We start from the raw sequence: 23,172 nt of genomic DNA, 5'->3' as shown, positions 1-23,172 counted from the left end.
GTCAGCGCCGCCAGAAACCCGGTGTAAACAATACCAGCGGCGTGAATATTTCGAGGCGACCGAACAACATGGCCATGCTCAACACCCACTTCGCATATGGGTTGAGCTGCGCATAGTTGTCGCCGACCGCGCCCAATCCTGGCCCCAGGTTGTTCATGCAGGCGGCCACGGCGGAGAAGGCCGTGACCTGATCGAGGCCTGTGGCCATCAGCAACAACATGAAGACACTGAAGGTTGCGACATAGGCCGCGAAGAAACCCCAGACCGCATCGATCACTCGGTCATCGACCGGGCGGCGGCCGATCTTCACCGCGAACTGGCCACTGGGATGCACCAAGCGCATGAGCTCTCGTACGCCCTGCTTGAACAGCAGCAGGAAACGCACCACCTTGATTCCGCCGCCTGCCGATCCGGCGCAACCGCCGATGAAGCTTGCAAATATGAGCAGGGCGGGTAGAAAACCCGGCCAATGGTGATAGGCGGCCGTGGTGAATCCCGTCGTCGTGCCGATGGAGACTGCCTGAAACAGGCCCTGCCGAAAATCGGTGCCAAAATGCGTGTAGTGACCCATGATGTACAGATAGCCGATGGTGATCGCGGCCAACGCGGCGAGAATACCGAAATAGGTCCGAAACTCGGCGTCCTGCCAGTAGGGGCGCAGGCTCATGCGCCGTAGGGCCACGAAGTGCAAACCGAAATTGGCGCCAGCCAGGAGCATGAAGACGATGGCAACGCCCTCGATCTCCGGGCTACGGAAATAGCCGAGACTCGCGTCATGGGTTGAAAACCCGCCGATCGATACCGTCGAAAAACTCTGCGCAATGGCATCGAACACGTCCATGCCGGCAAGCCAGTAAGCCACGGCGCAGGACACGGTTAAGCCCAGATAGATGTACCACAACGCCTTGGCCGTTTCGGCGATGCGCGGGGTCAGCTTGGCGTCCTTGATCGGCCCGGGGGTTTCGGCGCGATAGAGCTGCATGCCGCCGACTCCGAGCATCGGCAGAACTGCGACCGCCAGCACGATGATACCCATGCCACCCAGCCACTGTAGCTCCTGACGGTAGAACAGAATGGACTTGGGTAGCTCGTCCAGACCGACGATCACGGTTGCGCCGGTCGTCGTCAGGCCAGACATGGACTCGAACACCGCATCGGTAATCGACAAGTGCGGCGCCGACGCGAGCGCCAGCGGTATCGCACCGAACAGACCCAGCACCAGCCAGAAGGATACGGCCACCAGGAATCCGTCGCGCAGCCGCAGGTCGCGCCGCTCGCGACGTACCGGCCACCACAACGCGAACCCCGTGGCCGCAGTGATCAGGAAGGCCTCGATAAACGGGCGGATAGCTACGTCGCCGTAGATCAATCCCACACCGGCCGGCGGCAACAGCGTGAAGCTGAACACCAGCAACAGCAGGCCAAGAATGCGTTGAATGACGCGTGGTTGCATGCAGCTTCCCGTTTCCGTTTGACGCGACGAAGGATCGCCGCAGGCAGATCAGAGGAAGGTCACGTCGACCTGGAACAACCGCTCGACATCGGTGATCCGCGAACGATCGACCAGGAACAGGATGACATGGTCCTCCGCCTCGATGATCGTCTCGCCGTGGGCCACCAGCACCTCGTCGCCGCGCACCACGGCGCCAATGGTCGTACCCCTGGGCAGCTTGATCTCGTCGACACGACGCCCCACCACCCGCGAGGTGCGTCGATCCCCATGCGCCACGGCCTCGATGGCCTCGGCCGCACCGCGGCGCAGCGAGTGAACGGCCACCACATCGCCCCGCCGCACGTGCGCGAGCAATGCGCCCAGCGTGACCTGCTGTGGCGAGATGGCCACGTCGATGATGCCGCTCTCGACCAGATCGACATACGCCGGGCGGTTAATCAGCGCCATCACCTTGCGCGCGCCCAAGCGCTTGGCCAGCATCGCGGACAGGATATTCGCCTCATCGTCGTTGGTCAGGGCGCAGAATACATCGGTGGCCTCGATATTCTCTTCGAGCAGCAGCTCTTCGTCGGCGGCATCGCCGCGCAGCACCATCGCCTTGTCCAAGGTCTCGGAAAGATAACGGGCACGGCCCGCGTTATGCTCGATGATCTTCACCTGATAGCGCGCCTCTAGACGCTCGGCTACGCGCTTGCCGATGTTGCCGCCGCCGGCGAGCACGATGCGCTTATAGGACTTGTCCAGCTTGCGCAGTTCGCTGGTGATGGCACGGATGTTTTTCTTGGCGGCAATGAAAAAAACCTCGTCGTCGGCCTCGATGATCGTATCGCCCTGCGGCAGAATCGGTTTGTCACGGCGGAAAATCGCGGCTACGCGTGTCTGAATACCGGGCATATGCTCAGCCAGCGTACGCAGCTCGTTGCCGACCAGTGGGCCACCGTAGTAGGCGCGCACTGCGACCAGCGATACCTTACCGTCGGCAAAATCCAGGACCTGTAGCGCGCCGGGGTGTTCGATCAATCGCTGTACATAATTGGTCACCAGCTCCTCTGGGCTGATCAGCACATCGATCGGCAGTGCCTCCTGCGCGAACAGGCTGGTATAGGCGAGATACTCGTTGGCGCGTACGCGTGCGATCTTGGTCGGCGTACGGAACAAGGTATAGGCAATCTGGCAGGCGACCATGTTGGTCTCGTCGCTGTTGGTCACCGCCACGATCATGTCGGCGTCGCGCGCGCCCGCCTGCTCAAGCACGTCGGGATGTGAACCATGGCCCACCACGGTGCGTAAATCGAGACGATCCTGCAACTCATGCAGTATGTCGGCCCGAGTATCGACCAGCGTGATGTCGTTGGCCTCCTTGGCCAAGTGGTGCGACAGCGAACCGCCGACCTGTCCGGCGCCGAGCACGATGATTTTCATGATTGCTTCTTATCCCTCATGGGCGTTTTCGCCGTTCTTTGCGCGGCTCGATGCCCAACGCCCTCAGCTTGCGGTACAGGTGCGTGCGCTCGACGCCCGCGTGCTCGGCCAGACGCGAAATGTTACCGCCCATTTCCGCCAGCCAGTGGACCAGATAAGCGCGCTCAAAACGTTCGCGCGCATCCTTGAGCGACAATTCGAACAACTCGCCGTAACCGGGCGGCACATCGCTCAGGGCTCGATCCGCCTGCAAGCGCAGGCTCCGCAGGGCATCCTCCGCCTCGCTCGGCTCGACCTCCGTAGTCTGCCCCGTCGCCAGCACCAGTCGTACCAGAGCCCTCAACTCTGCCACATTGCCAGGCCAGTGGTGATAGCGTAGGAAATTCTGCGAGGCAACGGTGAAATGCCGGTAACTCAATCCCTCGTCCTGATGCAGGCGGTCGGTATGATACTGCAGCAACTCCGGGACGTCCTCGACATGTTCGCGCAGGGGCGGCACTCGGACCTGTCCAACGCGAAAATGTGCTGCGAGATCTCCAAGCATCCGACCACGCGCCACAACATCGTCAAGACCCTCCGGCCCCAACAGGCTCGCCAACAAGCGCACGCCCTGCGCCTGGACTGCCGGCTGATCGAGCAGCTCACACATGCGCTCCTGTTGATCCAGCGTCAGGCGCGACAGTTCGCCAAGATAAAGGCTCCCACCCTCGGCGGCCTGCAGGAGATCGAGAAAATCGCTCGGCCCGTCCGTCTCCAGGCTGGCCTCAAAACGTTCGGCCCAGACCGGCTCGGTCAGGTCCGCCAACGGCCCGCCGGGCCTTGGCCCTGAACCATGTAGGACGCGCAGCAACGTCGTCCTCCCCGCACCCGGCTCACCCACGGCGAGTACTGGCTCATGGCGAGGCGCAAGCAGCTCGACCCGTGCCCTCAGTGCCCGCATGGCTGCACTTGACCCAACGAGCTGCGGGGCCCGCTCGCGCGAGGCGCCGGCGGGTGGCATCTGGCGACCAGCACGCCCCATATCCAGGCCTCGACGTACAGTCATCAGCAACCGGGTCAGCGAAATGGGTTTTTCAATGTAATCGAGCGCCCCCTGACGGGTAGCCTCCACAGCGGTCTCCACGGTACCGTGGCCGGACATCATGATGACCACGAAGGGCGCATGTTTTTCCGCATTCCAAGACTTAAGAAGCGTGACGCCGTCCTCTTCCGGCATCCAGATGTCGAGCAACACCAAGTCAGGTACCTGACGGCGGATCGATGCACGCGCCTGCGCAGCATTGGCTGCCACCACCACCGCGTAACCTTCATCCTCGAGAATTTCCTGTAACAAACGCCGGATGTCCGGTTCGTCGTCGACCACCAGAATACGTTCGCCGCTCATACCACCCCCGTCGCCGCGCGCCAGCGCGGCAATCGTACGACCAGACAGGTTCCATTGCCGTCGCGCGGTTCGGCCCAGACCAGCCCGTTATGCTCTTCGACGATCTTCTTGACCACCGCAAGACCCAAGCCACTGCCGCCCGCCTTGCCGCTAACGTACGGCTCGAAAATCTGGCCGCGAAGTGGCTCGGGTATGCCATCCCCGTTATCGCTGATCCTCAGCTCCACGAAGGGCTGATCCGCCCGCTCCGTCACGCTGGTTTCCACATGAACCTCGCCGTGCACCCTGTCCTTGACCGCTTCCACCGCATTCTTGATCAAATTGTGCAGTAATTGTCGCAAACGCCCCGGATCGGCATATAACAGACCGACGCTATCCGCCGGAGAAAACACTAGCGAAATCCCTGGATGAGCCCCGTATAACTCAATGACTTCGGCCACTGCTGCGTTGAAATCGACCTCGCTGAGCTGCATCACCGGCGCCCGCGCATAGTCACTGAAGGCATTGACCAATTGCTTCATGCTTTCCACCTGCTGCACGATCGTGTCGGTGGAGCGCTCCAGCATACGCGCATCGCTGGCATTCACGTGCGGCAGCAATTTACGCCGCAGTCGTTCAGCCGAGAGCTGTATCGGCGTCAGCGGATTGCGTACTTCATGCGCTAAGCGCCGAGCCACCTCACCCCATGCCGCATCGCGCTGGGCACGGATCAACGCGGTGATATCATCGAACACGATGACGCTACCGCCGCCGATACTCCCCTCGCCAGGCTGCTCCGGCAGGCGCGCACCCCGACAAATCAATATCTTGCGCCCATTCTCGCCGAACAACTCAACTTCCTGCTCCCAGGAATCAGCCGACTCGATGAGCCGCTCCGCGATGGCCTGATACAAGCGATAAATCAAGTGGGTATTGCTACCGAGATCTGCGAGGCGCCGGCCGTGAAAGGGGTCCAGCGAGGTTTCCAAGATGTGGTCGGCGGCGGCATTGGCGGTGCGTAGCACACCGTTACGATCGATGGTCAGCACACCGGATGACAAATGCTCCAGCACCGTTTGCAAATACCGCCGCTGACGCTCCAACTGGCGGCGTCCCCGCTCCGTCTCTTCATGACCGCTCAACAATCGTGCCGTCATTTCATTGAAGGAGCGAGCGACCAGGCCTAACTCATCGCCCCGCGTCAGCGGTAATTTGGCCTGAAGGTCGCCACCCGCCACACGGCGAATGGCATCGATCAAGCGGCGAATGGGCTGTACTACGCGGCGTGCGGAGTAAAGCGCGGCCCACACCGCCGCCAGGACCGAGAGCATCAGGACCAGGGACAAGGTCAGCACAAAGCTCTGCTTGAGCGGCGTACGCAGGAAGGTCAGTTCCTGATAATGATCGTAGGTATCCTGCACCTGGGAGGCCAATTCACTAATACGTCCCGGCACCTGAAACACGGCCTGGAGCATACGTGGTGGCTGCAACGCCTCGACCGATCCCGGCGGCGCCGGGATCGCTACCAGGACGCGTATCTGCAGGCGGTGCCCCCCCTCGGGCTCCAGCCCCACATAGCGATGATCCCGCCGATAATGTCGCAGGGCATCTGCCGGTGGCAGATCGGGTACCACGCGACCAGGCGGGTCGGTACTCGCCGCGATGATATGGTCATCCGCACCGAACACCGCTACTTCGCTGGCCTGCAACTGAGCACGCAAACTCACCAAGGCTACCGGGAGCTTCAAATCTGAAGCGCCGGACAATCCCACAGCGGCATTTCGTGTCTGGCGTTGCAGGTCATGCATGCGATCATTGAGCGCGCCACGTCCGAGGTCGAGGGCATCGCCCAATGCGCGCTCGATGCGCACGTCAAACCAACTGTCGATCCCCTGATCGAGAAATCTTATTGAGAAAAAATACACGACCGAAACCGGCACCAGTGCGATCAGAATGAACAACAGCACCAGGTGCAGTGTCAGTCGTGCCCCAGGCTCTTGGTGCCTCGCTTGGCGTACCGCCCAATATAGGTTAGCGGCAATCAGCGTCGCCAACGCCAGCATCACAACGGTGTTGAATACCAGCAACCAGATGTAGTGACGGCTGAATCTTGCGGAATTCTCCACCGCGCCAGACATCGCCAGCACCGAAAGCAAGGTCAAAGTGATCAGCAGCACCGCAGGCCAGGCGCGGTTGGTCAGCCGCCTCACGTCAAGGGGCATCGGTACCAAGCGCTCGACGGGCGCCAAGCGCCCTCTAGAAACGCGCGTACGCGCAGGGGCAACGGATAGTCGCCAGTATCCACCCGCACCTTGAGGTCGACCTCGTAGCGCTGGCCCTTACCCAGCAAGGTCTGATCGAGCAAGGGCAGACGCTGGAGCCTTGCAATGTCGGCCTGCGCCTCGCCAAGCCTGGAAAAGCTGCGCGAAATCCCGGTATTGAGGTTGTCCACCAGGTAACGTCGAGATAGGGCGTGATAACGCAAACGGTAACGCTGGGTCAGGGTGGCCACGGTATCGTCGAACCACCAACCTCGGCTACGGACCACTCGGACGTCGTAGGCAATCACTACACTAACGCCGTTGGTCAGGGCATTTCGCAGCGTGGCATCTAGCGGGATATCGGCGATGGCATCGAGGTAGTACACCGAGTAGACCTGATAGGTACGCGCGCTCGTGATCGCAAAGTCGGCGGAATCCGCGTGCGCCACGGGTAGGATCAGGGTGCAAGCCATCAGCCCCAGGGTCATGCCTACGCCACGCAGGCAGGCACGAAGGGACGTGAGCCTCACGTCCCTGCCTTGTGCAGACAGGCATAATAAAAGCCATCCATGCCGCCTTCCCCCGGAAGGATCTGCCGGCCCCGTGCCATAGCTCTACCCCAGTCGGCATCGATCGGCCACTCAATCGCATCCGCATGTGTCTGGATGAAACGATCCACGACATGCGTATTTTCATCCAACACGATAGAACACGTGGCGTAGACAAGCCTACCGCCACGCGCCAGCAGTGGCCAGAGGGCATCGAGCAAAGCCTGCTGACGCAGCACGGTCGCTTCAATATCCGAGGCTCGGCGCAGCAGCTTGATATCAGGATGGCGGCGAATCACGCCCGTCGCCGAGCAGGGCGCATCCAGCAAGATACAGTCGTAGGATTTGCCGTCCCACCATGTTTCCGGCAAACAGGCATCCGCAGCCAGGGTCTGCGCTTGTAAGCCCAGCCGCTCCAGCGTCTCGCTCACGCGCACAAGCCGGTCCGGATCGATTTCGACAGCGGTCACATCTAATTTGCCGCCCGCGCGCTCGATGAGGTGGGCGGTCTTACCGCCGGGTGCGGCGCACGCGTCGAGGACGCGCTGCCCCGGCAATGCATTCACTAGTCCGGCCGCCAGCTGGGCGGCCTCATCCTGCACCGAAACCCACCCCTCCCGGAACCCCGGTAGCGCTTCGACATCTACCGACTGAGCCAACACCAAGCTGTCGGGCGCATAAAGACCTGGGCTCGCGGCAATTCCAGCACCATGCAAAAGATCGGCATAGGCTGAAACGTCCGTCATTGCCAGATTCACACGCAGCGTCATCGGCGCACGCGCATTATTGGCCGCAAACACCGCCTCGGCATCCTCGGGCCAGTCCGCACGAACACGATCGATCAGCCATTCGGGGTGAGCGAAGCGCGCCGTGTCAACACGCTCGGCGATCGCGACCAATTCCGCTTCGCGTCGCTGCGCGTTACGCAACGCGCCATTGACCAACCTCGCCGCCCACGGCCGACCCAGCAGCCCGGCAAGACGTACCGCCTCGTTGACCGCGGCATAATCTGGCGTACGCAGAAAGAAGAGTTCGTAAAGCCCGAGTTGGATGAGGCGTGCAACCGGTGCATCGCGCGCGCGCAATGGTTGCGTGACCAGCGCATCCAACCAAGCATCCAATCTGGGAGCGTAGCGCAGCAGACCATAAACCCGTTCGCGCAGCAACGCGCGGGCCGGCCCAGGTTCCAATTGCCGCTCGGCACGAGGCAAGGCCTGACTCAGCGAGCGCCCTTGTCGACGAACCGCATCGACCACCTCTACCGCCAGTACGCGGGGATCGACTGGCCTAACTGGCGAGCGTTTGGCCAATCAGGCTTCTTCCGTTGATGAATTCTGCGGCCGTCTGAATGCGCCGTCCCGGTAATTGCAAGCTCAACAACCTCACCAAACCATCTCCTGCGGCCACATCGATCCCCCGCGCGATTCGGCCAGTACCGTGCCCGGTGGCACGTCACCCGAATATTCAACGACGCGCGCCTCAAACAGCTTGAGCGGCTGCCCACCCCAGCCGGTTTCGGCAACCGGCCAAGGGTTGAAGGCCTGCACCTTGCGCACGAGTTCCACGGCGGGGCGACGCCAGTCGATTCGTGCCTCTTCCTTGGACAATTTGCGGGCATAACAGGCCTGCATGGCGGCTTGTGGCTCAGCCTCCACACGGCCGGCTACCAGCGGCGCCAACACCTTCACCAAAGCTTGGGCACCCAGATCTGCCAAACGCTCGTGAAGGCTGCCTGCGGTGTCCTCCGGTAGGATGGGGGTCGCCAATCGCGCCAACATGGGCCCCGTATCCAGACCGGCCTCCATCTGCATGATTGTAACGCCCGTCTCGCCATCACCTGCTTCGATAGCTCGCTGTATCGGCGCCGCCCCACGCCAGCGCGGCAATAGGGAGGCGTGAATATTGAGACAACCATAGCGGGGCAGATCCAAAACCGCCTGGGGCAGGATCAAACCGTAAGCGGCCACGACCATGATGTCCGGCGCATAGGCGGATAGGGTACTCAGCGCTTCGGTATCGCGGAGCGAGAGCGGTTGCTGCACGGGTATACCCAGCGCCTGTGCCGCCGCCTTGACGGCGCTCGGGCGCAACTGGCGACCCCGCCCAGAGGGCCGATCCGGTTGAGTGTAGACGGCTGCCACTCGATGTCCTGCCGACACCAGCGCCTGCAATGCAGGCACGGCAAATGCCGGCGTCCCGGCATAGACGATCTTGAGCGGATTCATCGTCTATCGGACCCAGCGACAGAATGCGCCACCGCATGCATGGCGTACTCCAGACGACATGTCCGCAGTGCCCCAGACCCGTAACAGGAATTCAGGTAAGTCATGATTCTCGCAATATGTGCCGGTTGCGGCACGCGGTTCCGGCGGGGAAGGCGGCTCAGATCGCCGGCGAGGTCTCGCGGGCAGTTTGCGCCTCCTGGCGGGACTGTTTCTCCAGTTTGGTACGAATGCGGTTACGTTTGAGCGGAGAGAGGTAATCAACAAACAGCTTGCCATCAAGGTGATCGATTTCATGCTGAATGCACACAGCGAGCAGTCCGTCTGCCTCCAGCGTAAAGGATTCGCCCGCCTCGTTGAGCGCGCATACGCGGATACGCTCGGCGCGACGCACCGTCTCGTAATAACCCGGAACCGACAGGCAGCCCTCTTCCATCTCCTCTTCACCATCCCGCGCGACCAATTCCGGATTGATCAGGCACAAAGGCTCGTTCTGATCGGATGACACATCAATCACGATGATACGATGGTGGATATTGACCTGGGTAGCGGCGAGACCGATACCGGGAGCCGCATACATTGTTTCGAACATATTCTTTACCGTTTGCCGAATCGCATCATCCACCTTCGCGACCGATTTTGCCTTCGTCCGCAAGCGCGTATCCGGGAAATGGAGTATGTCGAGAATAGCCATGAAACGGTACCAAAGTTAATTCGTGCAGGCTTGCATGAATCTCTGCTAAAGTAATGATCAGCTTACGGTATAGGCTGACCGCACGCTATGGCAAGTCACATTGCTTACGCGTTAAGCGCCGCGCCCTGACATAAACAGAATGCCATAAGGGGGACCCGAATGCCGGCCCTGCGATTCCGCCTGACAGCCAAAACATCGGCATCGGCTCTGATTCTAACGCTTATCACGGCGGGTTGCGCCAGTACGCCGCACCAACCGCCCGCACCAATCGTTTCGCCGACGCCCCCTGCGTCCTCGGCGAAACCTCTGCCGCCCGAAAAGCCGCCGGTGGCTACGCCAATCCAGATCAAACCCACGGCGCCCACGCGCTATGTGGTCAAGAAAGGCGACACCCTTTGGGACATTGCCAAACACTACCTGAATTCGCCCTGGAACTGGCCCGAAATCTGGTACGACAACCCGCACATCAAGAACCCGCACTGGATTTACCCGGGTGACGTACTGACCCTTTATTACGTCAACGGCAAACCCAGAGTCATGATTACCGGCGGGCCGCGCACCAGCGGACTCCCGACCGTCGTGCTCAAACCCACGGTCGAGTACCAGTCCCTGCCGAAGACCGAGCACCCGATACCGATCCAGACGATCACCCCGTTCCTGGTGCACCCCCGTGTCGTACCGGTCGAGGTCTTCGACAAGGCGCCTCATATCATCGCCGCGGCCGACCGACGCATTCTCTATGACACCGGCAACCACGTCTATGTACGCGGCCTGCCGTCGGACGCCAAGGAGTCCTGGTACAGCGTCTACCGCCCAGGCGGGGCACTCAAGGACCCGAAGACCGGCGAAATCATCGGCCACCAGGTTATCTATCTGGGTGACATCCACATCACCCACCGTGGCAAGGTATCCACCGGGGTGCTTGAGCACACCCGCGAGGAGATAGCCGCTGGCGACCGCCTGCTCCCGATGGTGCGTAAGCATTACGACTACACCTTCATGCCGCATGCGCCGAAGTCCGGCATACACGCGCAGGTCATCGCGCTATTCAACTCGATCAGCATGGTGGGGCAATATCAGGTCGTGGTGATCGATAGCGGCACACGTGACGGCTTGACCCGAGGCGACGTGCTTGCGGTGGACCAACATGGGCGCGTCATCACCGACCACTTCGCCACACGTCAGGAATCGCGAACGGTCGAATTGCCGAATCAGCACATTGGCCTCGTGATGGTCTTCAAGACATTCGAGCGCATCAGCTATGCGCTGGTCATGTCGGCCACCAAGCCCATCATGGTCGGCAGCCTGGTCCACAACCCCTGACCGAAATGACGGGCACCGGGCCCACCGCCTGGTTGCGGCTACACCGCACGGTGGGTCTCGGCGCCCGCGGCGCGGCGCAGTTGCTCGCCGTTGCCGGCAATCCCGAAGCGGCACTGGCCGCCTCCAGCGCAACGCTGGCACAGGCCGGTTTACCGGCCGAACGGCGCCAGGCCCTTGATGCCGCCTGCCAGCTCAATGTTGACGAAGACCTCGCGTGGGCGGATGAACATAACCACCACCTGATCCCCATCATCGACGCTCGTTACCCAGCGGCGCTGCGCGAGATTCACGACCCACCCCTTCTGCTCTATGCAATCGGCGACTGCGAACTGCTGCGCTACCCACAACTCGCCATCGTGGGCACGCGCCACCCCAGTCCCAACGGACGCGAAGCGGCCTTCGAATTTGCTCGCCATCTGGCAACAACCGGCCTTGGCATCGCCTCCGGGTTAGCGCTGGGCATCGATGGCGCCGCCCATGAGGGTGCATTGGCCGCCGATGGGGTTACGGTAGCGGTGGCGGCCACCGGCCTAGACCGCGTCTACCCTTCCGTGCACCGCGATCTTGCCCGCCGCATAGCTCACGCCGGCATTCTCATCTCCGAGGCCCCACTAGGCACCCGTGTGACCCGAGGCTCTTTCCCGCGACGAAACCGCATCATCAGCGGTATCAGCCAAGGCGTGCTCGTGGTCGAGGCCGCGCGCCAGAGCGGATCCTTGATAACCGCCCGCCTGGCAGGCGAGCAAGGGCGCGAAGTATTCGCCATCCCCGGATCGATCCACAATCCCATGGCGCGAGGCTGCCATCAATTGATCCGCGAAGGTGCCAAACTGGTCGAAACCGCCGACGACATATTGGAAGAACTCGGGCTGCAATTGAGTGCGCCACGCCCAAATACACGGCACCCGGTCACGGCACAACCCACCAATGGCCCGCACGTCGAGCTGCTTGATGCCATGGGCTACGACCCCGTCAGCGTGGACCACCTAGTCGGGCGCTGCGGATTGACCCCGGAAGCCGTTTCCTCCATGCTCCTCATACTTGAACTGCAGGGCCGAGTGGCCGCCATTGACGGCGGGCGCTATGTCCGTACACCGCAAGGCGACCGAGACAACGAATGAAAGAATCCGTGTTGGATGTCCTCATGTATCTCTTCGAGCAGTATGTCGACGAGGATATGGAAGACCACGAAGCGGATCGTGAACAGCTCGAATCGCGCCTGATCGATGCCGGTTTCCCGGCAAGCGAGATTGACCGCGCGTTCGAGTGGCTCGATGGTCTAGCCGAGCAGCGAGATGCGCCGCTGGCTCATACCGTGCGTCCGTCGTTACGGCTGTACACCGATGCCGAGCAAGCCCGTCTCGACAGCGAGATGCGAGGTTTTCTGCTATTTCTCGAGCAGAGCGAGGTACTCACGCCCTCCACTCGCGAACTCGTCCTGGATCGAGTCATGGCGCTGGACGAGGACGAGATCGACCTAGAACAGCTCAAGTGGATCGTTCTCATGGTCCTGTTCAACCAGCCAGACCGTGAACTGGCATATAACGAACTCGAGGATTTGGTGTTCGAAGAAACGCCCTCCTACCTGCACTGAGCATAAACGCGCGCAAGGACGTTATGGGCAAACACCTGGTCATCGTCGAATCCCCCGCCAAGGCCAAGACCATCAAGAAATATCTGGGCAAGGACTTTGAAGTCCTGGCCTCGTATGGTCATGTCCGCGATCTGGTACCCAAGGAAGGCGCAGTCGACCCTGAGCGGGACTTCGCCATGCAATACGAGATCATCCCTCGCAACCTCAAGCATGTTGAGGCCATCAGCAAGGCGCTCAAACAGGCCGACGACCTGTTCCTCGCGACCGATCCGGACCGCGAGGGTGAAGCGATCTCCTGGCATCTGTACGAGATACTGCGCGAACGCGGTCAGCTCAAGGACAAACCGGTGCATCGGGTGGCCTTCTATGAGATCACTCGACAGGCGGTCAACGAGGCCATCAGCAACCCTCGCACCTTGTCCAATGACCTGATCGACGCCCAACAGGCAAGACGCGCGCTGGACTATCTGGTCGGCTTCAACCTGTCTCCATTACTCTGGCGAAAAATCCGCCGAGGACTATCTGCCGGACGCGTACAAAGCCCCGCTCTACGCATGATCGTCGAGCGCGAGGAGGAAATCGAACGCTTCGTTCGCCAGGAATATTGGACCGCGGATGCCAAGGTGGCCTGTGCCGACACGCCGTTCAACGCGCGACTGACGCATCTCCAGGGACGCAAGCTCAGTCAGTTCGACATCGGCGACGCCGAGAATGCCGCACAAACCCGCACGGCGCTACTGGCCGCAGCCGAAGGTCGACTGACCGTCGCCAAGCTGGAAAAAAAGCAGCGCAAGCGCAACCCCGCACCGCCATTCACGACCTCGACGCTACAGCAGGAAGCCGCGCGCAAACTCGGCTTCACCACGCGCAGGACCATGCAGGTCGCGCAAAATCTTTACGAGGGTATCGACCTCGGTGCCGGTCCTGTCGGCCTGATCACCTACATGCGTACCGACTCCGTGAACCTGGCCGATGAGGCCATCGGCGAAATACGCGCGCTGATAAGCGAACGCTACGGCAAGGATGCTGTGCCTGCCACACCCAATCGCTACCGCACCAAGTCGAAAAATGCCCAGGAGGCGCACGAAGCTGTGCGACCCACATCAGCAGCGCGGCTCCCCGATGAATTGAAATCGCGACTCTCTCAAGATCAGTTCCGGCTCTACGAATTGATCTGGAAACGCACCGTCGCCAGCCAGATGATCCACGCCACGCTGGATACTGTCAGTGCCGATCTTGAGGGTGGCGAAGGTAATTTGTACCGCGCCACCGGATCGGCCTTGCGCGATCCCGGTTTCATGGCCGTCTACCGTGAAGGTCTCGATGACGCGGAGCAAGAAAGCGACAATCGCCTACTCCCTCCGATGACCGAAGGCGAGGCGCTCCCGCTGAACGACATTGTCACCGAGCAACACTTTACCGAGCCACCGCCACGTTACAGCGAGGCCAGTCTGGTCAAGGCCTTGGAAGAGCACGGTATCGGGCGCCCATCCACATACGCCGCCATCATTTCCACCCTGCTCGGCCGTGAATATGTAGAACTCGAAAGCCGTCGATTTACACCGACCGACGTCGGTCGCGTGGTTAACCGATTCCTGACTCAGCACTTTACCCAGTACGTCGACTACGACTTCACCGCCCGCATGGAAGACTCACTCGACGAAATCTCACGTGGCGAGAAGCACTGGATACCCGTGCTGCACGAGTTCTGGAAAGACTTCCACGCGCTGGTCGAGGATCGCGCGCAGACCGTGACGCGCGACGAAGCCTTGCAGGCCCGCGAGATCGGCATCGACCCTACCAGTGGCAAACCGGTCAGTGTACGCATGGGCCGTTACGGGCCTTTCGCCCAGATCGGCAGCCGGGACGACGAAGACAAGCCTCGCTTCGCTGGACTCAAGCCCGGTCAAAAAATGGACACGGTCACCCTCGAAGAGGCCCTCAAGCTGTTTGACCTGCCTCGTCAGCTTGGCGAAAACCCGGACGGTCTCGCGGTCAGTGCCAACATCGGCCGCTTTGGCCCATACGTGAAATATGGCCCGAAGTACTGCTCGCTTAAGGGCGAGGACGACCCCTACACCGTCACCCTCGAACGCGCGCTGGAGCTGATCGCCGAGAAAGAGCGCCTAGAGGCGGAACGCGTCATCCTTCGCTTCGAGCGAGACGGTGCCGCCACCATCGAGGTACTACGCGGGCGTTACGGCCCCTATATCACGGACGGCGAGCGCAACGCCCGCATGCCCAAGGACGCGGAGCCGGAAAAGTTGGACATCGCAACCTGCGAAAGTCTGCTCGCCGCCGCCCCACCGAAAAAATCGCGGCGCACAGCGGCCAAGGCCAAAACCAAAGCCGCTACGCCCAAGGCTGCAGCCAAACCTAAAACTTCACCGAAGAAGAAAACCGCCACCCGTAAAAAAGCCTCACCCAAGACCGCTGCGGCTACCAAGAAGGATGGCGGCAAAACGGCGACTAAGCGTAAATCTCCAACGACAGCGGAAAAGGCCAAAACCGGGACCGCAGCCCGCCAACGTTAAGCCATGGCAAAACATCTCACACCCGAGCGTGAGGGACTGGCAGAGGCCGCACATGCTCTAGAGCACGGCGGCCTGATCGCCTACCCCACCGAAGCGGTCTTCGGCATCGGCTGCGACCCGAGCAACACTGACGCCATTGAGCGCCTACTCGCGCTCAAACAGCGCCCCGCCGCCAAAGGGTTGATCCTGATCGCCGCCAGTGTGGAGCAACTCGATGGCTGGATCGGCGAACTGCCCGCCCCCTGCCTCTCCCACATGCTGGACAGCTGGCCCGGCCCAGTGACCTGGATCGTCCCCCCCGGCGCGGCCGTCACCCCCTTGCTGCGGGGCGACCATGCCGGCGTCGCGGTTCGCGTGACCAGCCATCCACTGGCCGCTGCCTTATGTCGCGCCTTTGACGGACCCGTGGTATCCACCAGCGCGAATCTCAGCGGCGAGTCTCCCGCGCGCGATCTGGACACCCTGCGCGCCCATTTCGGGCCGCGTATCGATTACTATCTGGACGGCCCACTTGGTGGGCGTGATCGCCCGAGCGAGATCCGCGACGCACTGACCGGCGCGGTACTTCGTCCCTGAGGAACAGTTACATGCCGCCATCCCCCAACATCGACGCCATTCGCGAATACCTGCTCGCGCTGCAAGACCGCATCTGCGCTGCACTCGAACAAGAGGATGGATCGTCGCACTTTCTCACCGATGCCTGGACGCGCCCAGCGGGCGGCGGCGGGCGTACCCGCGTGCTCACGGGCGCCGGCCTGTTGGAGCAGGCTGGTGTGAATTTCTCGCACGTCCACGGCGACCAGCTGCCGCCTTCAGCCAGCGCGCACCGCCCTGAACTGGCCGGCCGCCATTTTCAGGCACTCGGCCTCTCGCTGGTCATCCACCCGCGCAACCCGTATGTCCCCACCTCGCACGCCAATGTCCGCTGTTTCATCGCCGAGCGTGAGGGTGAAGAACCGATCTGGTGGTTCGGCGGTGGCTTCGACCTGACGCCCTACTACGGCTTCGACGAGGACTGCGTTCACTGGCACCGTGCCGCCCAAGAAGCTTGTGCACCCTTCGGCGAGGACATCTATCCGCGCTACAAGGCCTGGTGCGACGAGTATTTTTACCTGCGCCACCGCGAGGAGCCACGCGGGATAGGCGGACTGTTCTACGACGACCTCAACAGCGGAAACGCGACACGCGACTTCGCCTTCATGCGCAGCGTCGGCGACCACTACCTCCAAGCCTATCTGCCAATCATGCAACGACGTAAAAACATGCGCTATGGTGAGCGTGAACGCGACTTCCAGCTCTACCGTCGCGGGCGCTACGTCGAATTCAACCTTGTCTACGACCGAGGCACCTTGTTCGGACTGCAGTCCGGCGGACGGACCGAATCGATCCTCATGTCCCTGCCCCCGGAGGTACGTTGGCGTTATGCCTGGGCGCCCGAACCGGGCAGCCCGGAAGCCGGTCTATACGAACGCTATCTCAAGCCCAGGGACTGGCTCGCCGAGGCATCGCCGGCCCCCACCACCCGGAATCGAACATGAGCGACAATATCCGTTATCCCCTGACCCGCCCTCGCCGTATGCGCCGGGACGCCTTCTCGCGCCGCATGATGCGCGAAAACACCCTCACCGCTGACGACCTGATATACCCCGTTTTTGTGCTTGAGGGTCGTAATCGTCGAGAATCGGTAGACTCCATGCCCGGCGTCGAGCGCTTATCCGTCGACCTGCTGCTCGAACGCGCTGCGGAGGCCTTCGAACTGGGCATCCCCGCCCTCGCCTTGTTCCCGGTCACGCCACCGGAGCAAAAAGACGCCACCGCCAGCGAAGCCTCCAATCCGGAGGGACTGGTACAACGCTGCGTGCGCGCCCTCAAGCAGGCTCTGCCGGAACTCGGGGTGATCACCGATGTAGCGCTGGACCCCTTCACCAGCCATGGGCAGGACGGCCTGCTCGACAAACACGGCTACGTCCTCAACGATGAAACCGTCGACGTACTGGTGCGCCAGGCCTTGTCGCACGCCAAGGCCGGTGCCGACGTGGTCGCTCCGTCCGACATGATGGACGGGCGGGTTGGCAAAATCCGCGATGCGCTGGAAGCCGCGGGCCACATCCATACGCGCATTCTCGCCTACTCGGCCAAGTACGCCTCCGCCTTCTATGGCCCCTTCCGCGACGCGGTCGGCTCGGCCGCCAACCTCGGCAAGAGCAACAAGTCGACCTACCAGATGGACCCTGGCAACGGCGACGAGGCGCTACGCGAGACCGCGCTCGACATCGCCGAAGGCGCCGACATGGTCATGGTCAAGCCAGGGCTACCCTATCTAGACATCGTGCATCGCGTCAAACAAGCCTTCAGCGTACCGACCTTCGTCTATCACGTCAGTGGCGAATACGCGATGCTCAAGGCCGCTGCGCTCAACGGCTGGCTGGACGAGCGCGCCTGCGTGCTCGAAACCCTGTTGTCGATGAAGCGCGCGGGCGCCGACGGCATCCTCACCTACTACGCCATCGACGCGGCACGCTGGCTACGCGAGGCGCGTTGATACCGGCAATGACGCAAACGACATGAGCACACCGATCGACCGCTATGCCGTGATGGGCCATCCGGTGTCGCACAGCCTGTCGCCCAGAATTCACCAACAGTTCGCCGCCGAAACCGGTCAGAAACTCGAGTACGAAGCCATTCTGGTGCCTAGGGAGGGGTTTTCCGGGGCCGTCGCCCGCTTCCGATCAGCTGGTGGTCGCGGCCTCAATATCACCGTACCCTTCAAGGAAGAAGCTTGGCGCCTCGCGGGCAAGCTAAGCGCACGCGCGCGCGCGGCGGGCGCGGTGAATACGCTAAGCTTCGGCGCAACGAACGACATTCTCGGCGACAACACCGACGGCGTCGGCCTACTCACCGATCTCACGTGCAACCTTGGCCTCATACTGGCTGGCCGGCGTATCCTGCTGCTCGGCGCGGGTGGCGCGGCCCGCGGCGTCATCGGGCCACTACTGGCCGAGCGACCCACCACCCTGATCATCGCCAATCGTAATCGCGTACGTGCCGAACAGCTCGCCGCCGACTTCTCGTTACAAGGCCCCATCTCCGGTTGCGGCCTCGATACACTGTCAGACGAAGCACCCTTCGACCTGATCGTGAATGCCACCTCCGCAAGTCTGGCGGGCGAGGCCCTCGCCCTGCCGACGAACCTCACCGCCTCGCAAACCTTCGCCTACGACATGGTCTATGCCGCCGCGCCCACACCCTTCATGCGCTGGTCGGTGGCGCACGGCGCAGCCTGTGCGGCGGACGGGCTTGGCATGCTCGTCGAACAAGCTGCCGAGGCCTTCTTCGTCTGGCGCGGCATCCGGCCACGGACGCCGTCAGTCATTACCGACTTGCGCGACTTTCTGAGCGGCGCCTATGCTTGAGTGAGTGGGTGCAGGCCCACTCGATATTGACCCGATTCCTTCTGGAGTACGACCCATGATGCTGCGCAGACTGATTCCCGCTTCGGCCGTGATCTTCACCCTTGGCCTGGCAGGCTGCACCACCAACCCCTACACCGGACAGCAAGAAGTGAGCCGCACAGGCATCGGTGCGGGCATCGGCGCTGTGGCCGGCGCCATCCTCGGCAACAATCTCGGCAATCCCGGCCGCAACACCGCGCTGGCCGCCAGCTTGGGCGCACTCGCCGGCGGCTCGGTTGGCTACTACATGGATCGCCAGCAATCGGAGCTGCGCCAGCAACTGCAAGGCACCGGCGTTAGCGTGACCCGCAGTGGCAACAACATCATCCTCAACATGCCCGGCGACATCACCTTCGCCACCAACCAGTACCAGATCGCCGCGCACTTCTACCCGGTACTCAACTCGGTCACCAAGGTGCTCACCCACTATCCGAAGACCGCCGTCGACGTTGCCGGCTACACCGACAGCACCGGGACCGCCGCCTACAACCAGCAGCTCTCGGTCAGACGCGCACAATCGGTGGCCGACTATCTCGTCGCGCAGGGCGTGCTGCCGGCGCGCCTGCAGGCCGTGGGTTACGGAGAAGCCAATCCCATCGCGTCGAACGCCACCGCGCAAGGCCGTGCGATGAATCGCCGCGTCACCATCACCCTCGTGCCCATCACCCAGCCACCTCAGGGCTAAGTCCCACCCTGAATGCTCCCGTCGGCATTTCTCTCGCCGACGGGAGCAGCTGGATTTAGCGTAACGTGACCAGCTCCTCGGCACTGGTCGGATGAATCGCCACCGTATCGTCGAGATCGTGTTTGGTCGCCCCCATGCGAATCGCGACGGCGAACCCCTGCAACATTTCGTCTGCACCCGGTCCAATGATGTGGCAACCCACAACCTTCTCTTGGGCACCGACGGTAATCAGTTTCATTGCCGTCTTCACCGGATGGTCCGTCATCGCGTAGTACATCGACGTAAAGGTGGTCTGATAGATTTTCACGGACGAGCCATGCAACTCGCGGGCTTCGTCTTCGGTCAACCCGACGGTGCCGATCGGCGGGTGGGTAAAAACCACCGTGGGAATGTTTTCATAATCGAGCCGTCGCTCTGCTTGTCCGCCAAATAGCCGGTCGGCCAACCGGCGTCCCGCAGCAATGGCTACCGGCGTCAATTCAGCGCGTCCAGTGATATCGCCGATCGCATAGATGCCGGAGAGGTTAGTGTTCTGGTAAGCGTCCGTCACCACATGTCCGCTGTCATCTTGAATCACGCCAATCCCCGCCAGCCCCAGCGCATCCACTGCCGGTCGGCGGCCGATGGCCCAGAGCACCGTGTCAAAGCCGTGGGTTTCGCGCCCACCCTCACAAATCAAATCCAGGCTACCATCCGCCGCGCGCCGCACCGCCTGCAGGCGTGTTCGCGGGAAGATCGAGATCCCCGCATCCAGCATCCCTTCGGTGAGTTGTTCGCGCAGCAGGCCATCGAAGCGTCGCAGCAGATGCTCACCGCGCAAGTATAGCGACACCTCGGAACCCAGCGCGTTGAGCAACCCGGCCAGCTCAACGGCGATGTAACCCGAGCCGATCACCGCAACCTGTTCGGGCAGATGTTCCAGTTCGAAAAAACCATCGGAAGTGATCGAATACTCGGCCCCCGGAATCTTCGGCACTATCGGCTCACCGCCGGTGGCCAGCACGATATGATCGGCGGTGTAACGCACGCCATCGACCTCAACCGTGCGAGCGTCTATCAAGCGTGCCTCCCCCTGGATCAGGGTCACGTCCGAATCCGCCAAATAGGTGTGATACCAACCGTTGATCCCACTGATATAGGCATCGCGCTTGGCCTTGAGGGCGGCCCAGTCGAAACCGGTTTCGCCCACCGTAAAGCCATAGCCGCGTGCATCTTCAAGGGCGTGTGCGAGACTCGCGCCGTACCACATGATCTTCTTGGGTACGCAGCCGACATTGACGCAAGTACCGCCCAATCGCCGCGACTCAATGACCGCGCAACGCGCGCCGTAACGGGCTGCGCGCTCGGTGACCGACAAACCACCGCTACCACCGCCGATCGCGATCAAGTCGAAGTGCCGCTGCTCCATACTCATGTCTGCCTCCGTCCGGGAATGAATGCGCGCACTTTACGCCGATCCACTGCGTGATGAGCCGCCGCGCTTGATTTTGGGGGTTTGAGGGTGCGAAAGTCATCCGCCATGACTGACTACAATCGCCTACTGACCGCTCTCCGGCCCGGACATCCTCTGCGCGAACGCCTGTGGCAATACGCGTTGCTGATTCGCGCCAATCGTCCCATCGGCGCGCTACTGCTGGTCTGGCCCATGCTGTGGGCACTGTGGATCGCCGCCGACGGCCGGCCCAACCCCTGGGTGCTGGTCGTGTTCCTTGCCGGCACCTGGCTTATGCGCTCCGCCGGCTGCGCGATCAACGACTTCGCCGACCGCGACTTCGACGGCCATGTCGCGCGTACTCGTAACCGCCCGCTAGCCAGTGGCCGCATACGTCCCATCGAGGCCATCGGCGTCTTCCTCGCATTCGCCCTGCTCGCATTTCTGCTGGTCCTGAGCATGAACCAGCTAACCGTGCTGCTATCCCTGGGGGGGTTGCGCTGGCGGCGAGCTACCCTTTCATGAAGCGTTTCCACCACCTGCCCCAGATCCACCTCGGCGCGGCCTTCGGCTGGGCTGTGCCCATGGTTTGGGCCGCGCAGACCGGGCAGGCACCCTCGACGCTCGCCTGGCTCATCTTCATCGCGGCGGTGCTCTGGTCGACCATATACGACACCATGTACGCCATGGCCGACCGCGAGGATGACCTGAAGATCGGCCTCAAATCCACGGCCATCCTGTTTGGCGAAGCCGACCGTCTGATCATCGGTATCCTGCAGACCCTGATGATGCTCGCGCTCTATCTTATCGGTCGCGATGCACAGCTCGGCTGGCCCTACACCGTCGCCCTCGTGATCGCGGCCGGAACATTCGTCTACCAGCAACTGCTCATTGCCTACCGTGTGCCGGAATTCTGCTTCCGTGCCTTCATGAACAATAATTGGTTCGGTCTGATCGTTTTTCTGGGTGTGGCGTTCAGCTACGGCTTGCGCGCCTGACCAGCCCGCGCGAAGCTCCACACCTCCACCGACGAGGCGCCTGCGCGGCGTAGCACTCTGGCCAGCTCCTCCACCGTCGCCCCCGTGGTCATCACGTCGTCGATGATCGCCACCGACCCCGTCAGCCGGCGGCCGGCACGCATCGCAAACACACCGCGCACGTTGGCCCGACGTCGGGCCGCGGGCAATGACATCTGCGGTAGCGTCGCCCGCAAACGGCGTACGCAATCGACATCCAGATGGGCGCCGAAGGTACGTGCCAGCGGCCGGGCAAGCTCCACCGCCTGGTTGTAGCCGCGCGTACGCAGGCGTTGCGGGTGCAGCGGCACTGGGATCAACAACGGCGGCGGCACACGTCCATCTTCGAGCGCCGCCCGACGAAGCAATTCCCCCAGCAGGCGCGCGTTGGCCAATCGTCCACGGAACTTGAATTCCGCAATCAAGCGGTCGACCGGCGCCGCATAGCGATAAGGCGCGTACACCGCCGCATAGACCGGCGGCCGGCGCAAACAACGGCCACAGGGCCGGCCGCCGGCCGCCTCGGGCAATGGACGACCGCAACAGGGGCAGGGAAACCGAAGACGAGGTAACTCAGCGAGACATCCCACACACAAATCCAGGCCCCTCATCCCAGCATCGCCGCACAAGGCGCACACCGGCGGATACACCGCCTCCAGCCAGCGCCCAAGGTGTCCGAGCAGCGTCGAAGCCATGATTCCCTCCAAGTTGACATGCATCCGGCGCCCGGTAGACTGGCCGATCAGCACAGTCCGCCACAGGTCCCCGCCGACATGACCGAGGCTCACGCCACGCCCAAACCGATCACGGCCCGCTCGGCGCGTAACGCCGCGACGCTCTTCAACTATGGCAATATCGTCGCCTTTCTGCTGCCCTTTCCGCTCGTTTTCTTCTGGTTCGGGGCGTCCATGTTCATCTACGCCATGAACCGCCAGCACCCCAATCCACGGGTGGGTTATTACACCCAGATTGCCGCTTATCGCTTCTATGCCCTGACCGGTTTTCTGGTGGTTGCCGGCACCTACTTTCCACCCAAACTGACGCATTTTCTGATCTACTGGGGCGTATCTGCCGCTATCATGATCCCCTGGTCGATCATCGACCTTATCCGTATCCACCGGGAACGCTGGGAGGACACCCCAGGCACCCCCGCCACACCCAGGCCAGAATGAT

19 protein-coding genes and 2 pseudogenes are annotated in these 23,172 nt (G+C 62.1%); 11 read left to right on the top strand and 10 right to left on the bottom strand.

All coding sequences use genetic code 11. The features are described 5' to 3' along the window. Position 1: 1 nt before the first annotated feature. The 8 genes and pseudogenes from BI364_RS00715 to def form a co-directional block, all read right to left on the bottom strand. Complete coding sequence (locus tag BI364_RS00715; RefSeq protein ID WP_070077123.1) at positions 2-1,453, bottom strand: TrkH family potassium uptake protein; 1,452 nt, start codon at positions 1,451-1,453, stop codon at positions 2-4. Between the two features lie 48 nt (positions 1,454-1,501). Further along, on the bottom strand, positions 1,502-2,875 hold the full coding sequence (trkA, locus tag BI364_RS00710) for a Trk system potassium transporter TrkA (protein ID WP_070077122.1): 1,374 nt from the start codon (positions 2,873-2,875) through the stop codon (positions 1,502-1,504). Positions 2,876-2,891: 16 nt separating this feature from the next. Further along, positions 2,892-4,259, bottom strand: a complete 1,368-nt coding sequence (locus BI364_RS00705) for a sigma-54-dependent transcriptional regulator (RefSeq protein WP_070077121.1) — start codon at positions 4,257-4,259, stop codon at positions 2,892-2,894. Beyond that, on the bottom strand, positions 4,256-6,460 hold the full coding sequence (locus BI364_RS00700; protein WP_070079795.1) for a sensor histidine kinase NtrY-like: 2,205 nt from the start codon (positions 6,458-6,460) through the stop codon (positions 4,256-4,258). The genes BI364_RS00705 and BI364_RS00700 overlap by 4 nt, the downstream gene beginning before the upstream one ends. Next, positions 6,445-7,029 (bottom strand): DUF4390 domain-containing protein, encoded by a 585-nt coding sequence (locus BI364_RS00695; protein WP_156782577.1) that lies wholly within the window; start codon positions 7,027-7,029, stop codon positions 6,445-6,447. The genes BI364_RS00700 and BI364_RS00695 overlap by 16 nt, the downstream gene beginning before the upstream one ends. Beyond that, positions 7,026-8,357 (bottom strand): 16S rRNA (cytosine(967)-C(5))-methyltransferase RsmB, encoded by a 1,332-nt coding sequence (gene rsmB / locus BI364_RS00690; protein ID WP_083251075.1) that lies wholly within the window; start codon positions 8,355-8,357, stop codon positions 7,026-7,028. The genes BI364_RS00695 and rsmB overlap by 4 nt, the downstream gene beginning before the upstream one ends. Next, positions 8,335-9,272 (bottom strand): annotated as a pseudogene (gene fmt / locus BI364_RS00685) (methionyl-tRNA formyltransferase). The gene rsmB and the pseudogene fmt overlap by 23 nt, the downstream one beginning before the upstream one ends. 157 nt (positions 9,273-9,429) lie before the next feature. Then, complete coding sequence (def, locus tag BI364_RS00680; RefSeq protein WP_070077119.1) at positions 9,430-9,963, bottom strand: peptide deformylase; 534 nt, start codon at positions 9,961-9,963, stop codon at positions 9,430-9,432. A gap of 327 nt (positions 9,964-10,290) precedes the next feature. Here def and BI364_RS00675 point away from each other — a divergent pair, with 327 nt between their 5' ends. The 9 genes from BI364_RS00675 to BI364_RS18965 are packed head-to-tail and all read left to right on the top strand — an operon-like array spanning position 10,291 to position 19,551. Further along, on the top strand, positions 10,291-11,286 hold the full coding sequence (locus BI364_RS00675) for a LysM peptidoglycan-binding domain-containing protein (RefSeq protein ID WP_070079793.1): 996 nt from the start codon (positions 10,291-10,293) through the stop codon (positions 11,284-11,286). A 5-nt stretch (positions 11,287-11,291) separates the two neighbouring features. Then, positions 11,292-12,407: a DNA-processing protein DprA gene (dprA, locus tag BI364_RS00670; protein WP_070077118.1), complete on the top strand. Its 1,116-nt coding sequence runs from the start codon at positions 11,292-11,294 to the stop codon at positions 12,405-12,407. Then, the gene (locus BI364_RS00665) at positions 12,404-12,880 is read left to right on the top strand and encodes a DUF494 family protein (RefSeq protein WP_070077117.1); all 477 of its coding nucleotides are present in this window, start codon (positions 12,404-12,406) and stop codon (positions 12,878-12,880) included. The genes dprA and BI364_RS00665 overlap by 4 nt, the downstream gene beginning before the upstream one ends. 23 nt (positions 12,881-12,903) lie before the next feature. After that, positions 12,904-15,414 carry a DNA topoisomerase I gene (locus tag BI364_RS00660; protein WP_070077116.1) on the top strand — a complete coding sequence of 837 codons (2,511 nt, stop codon included), beginning with the start codon at positions 12,904-12,906 and terminating at the stop codon, positions 15,412-15,414. 3 nt (positions 15,415-15,417) lie between these two features. Then, the gene (locus tag BI364_RS00655) at positions 15,418-15,990 is read left to right on the top strand and encodes an L-threonylcarbamoyladenylate synthase (RefSeq protein WP_070077115.1); all 573 of its coding nucleotides are present in this window, start codon (positions 15,418-15,420) and stop codon (positions 15,988-15,990) included. An 11-nt stretch (positions 15,991-16,001) separates the two neighbouring features. After that, on the top strand, positions 16,002-16,952 hold the full coding sequence (hemF, locus tag BI364_RS00650; RefSeq protein WP_070077114.1) for an oxygen-dependent coproporphyrinogen oxidase: 951 nt from the start codon (positions 16,002-16,004) through the stop codon (positions 16,950-16,952). Further along, a complete protein-coding gene (gene hemB / locus BI364_RS00645) occupies positions 16,949-17,956 on the top strand; it encodes a porphobilinogen synthase (protein ID WP_070077113.1) in 1,008 nt (335 codons plus the stop codon). Before hemF ends, hemB begins: the two co-directional genes overlap by 4 nt. A gap of 22 nt (positions 17,957-17,978) precedes the next feature. Then, positions 17,979-18,827, top strand: a complete 849-nt coding sequence (gene aroE / locus BI364_RS00640; RefSeq protein WP_070077112.1) for a shikimate dehydrogenase — start codon at positions 17,979-17,981, stop codon at positions 18,825-18,827. Positions 18,828-18,885: 58 nt separating this feature from the next. Then, the gene (locus tag BI364_RS18965) at positions 18,886-19,551 is read left to right on the top strand and encodes an OmpA family protein (protein WP_070079792.1); all 666 of its coding nucleotides are present in this window, start codon (positions 18,886-18,888) and stop codon (positions 19,549-19,551) included. Positions 19,552-19,606: 55 nt separating this feature from the next. On the opposite strand, the gene gorA is transcribed toward BI364_RS18965, so the two are convergent. Beyond that, entirely contained in the window at positions 19,607-20,965 is a 1,359-nt protein-coding gene (gene gorA / locus BI364_RS00630) for a glutathione-disulfide reductase (protein ID WP_233279553.1), read from the bottom strand. A 105-nt stretch (positions 20,966-21,070) separates the two neighbouring features. On the opposite strand from gorA, the pseudogene ubiA reads away from it, so the two are divergent. Further along, positions 21,071-21,981: pseudogene (ubiA, locus tag BI364_RS00625) on the top strand (4-hydroxybenzoate octaprenyltransferase). On the opposite strand, the gene BI364_RS00620 reads toward ubiA, so the two are convergent. Further along, positions 21,963-22,694: a ComF family protein gene (locus tag BI364_RS00620; RefSeq protein WP_156782576.1), complete on the bottom strand. Its 732-nt coding sequence runs from the start codon at positions 22,692-22,694 to the stop codon at positions 21,963-21,965. The pseudogene ubiA and the gene BI364_RS00620 sit on opposite strands and share 19 nt — an antisense overlap. A gap of 78 nt (positions 22,695-22,772) precedes the next feature. Between BI364_RS00620 and BI364_RS00615 the strand changes: the two genes are divergently transcribed. Next, positions 22,773-23,171 carry a hypothetical protein gene (locus tag BI364_RS00615; RefSeq protein ID WP_070079790.1) on the top strand — a complete coding sequence of 133 codons (399 nt, stop codon included), beginning with the start codon at positions 22,773-22,775 and terminating at the stop codon, positions 23,169-23,171. Position 23,172 lies beyond the last annotated feature (1 nt).

This window comes from Acidihalobacter yilgarnensis, from assembly GCF_001753245.1.
Lineage (GTDB): Bacteria > Pseudomonadota > Gammaproteobacteria > DSM-5130 > Acidihalobacteraceae > Acidihalobacter > Acidihalobacter yilgarnensis.
Note: the sequence above shows the minus strand (reverse complement) of the source record. Positions and strands in the feature narration are given on the sequence as shown.